Origin of the sequence: Streptomyces sp. NRRL S-920, from assembly GCF_000717945.1 — a bacterium.
In the GTDB taxonomy this organism is placed as follows: Bacteria; Actinomycetota; Actinomycetes; order Streptomycetales; family Streptomycetaceae; genus Streptomyces; species Streptomyces alboniger.
This window is the reverse complement of the sequence record NZ_JODF01000185.1, coordinates 1-270: the sequence shown is the minus strand read 5'-3', so window position 1 is coordinate 270 and position 270 is coordinate 1. Positions and strand designations below refer to the sequence as shown.

The 270-nt window shown below is 67.4% G+C and carries 1 protein-coding gene; it reads left to right on the top strand.

Translation table 11 applies throughout. The annotated features are described in order from the left end of the window. Positions 1-14: 14 nt before the first annotated feature. On the top strand, positions 15-270 hold a 256-nt coding region (locus tag IG54_RS38980), incomplete at its 3' end, for an AMP-binding protein (RefSeq protein WP_037898499.1).

Sequence of the window (270 nt, the reverse complement as noted above, 5' to 3'; positions counted from 1 at the left end):
TGGCGGGGCCTGGTGTGGTGGATGCGGGGCGGGTGCGGGAGGCGGTGGCGGAGGGTGTTACGGCGTTGCATGTGACGGCTGGTTTGTTCCGGGTGCTTGTGGAGGAGTCGCCGGAGTGTTTTGCGGGTTTGCGTGAGGTGCTGACTGGTGGGGATGTGGTGCCTGCGGGGTCGGTGGCGCGGGTGCGTGAGGTGTGTCCTGGGGTTCAGGTGCGGCACTTGTATGGGCCGACCGAGGTCACGTTGTGTGCGACGTGGCATGTGCTGCCGG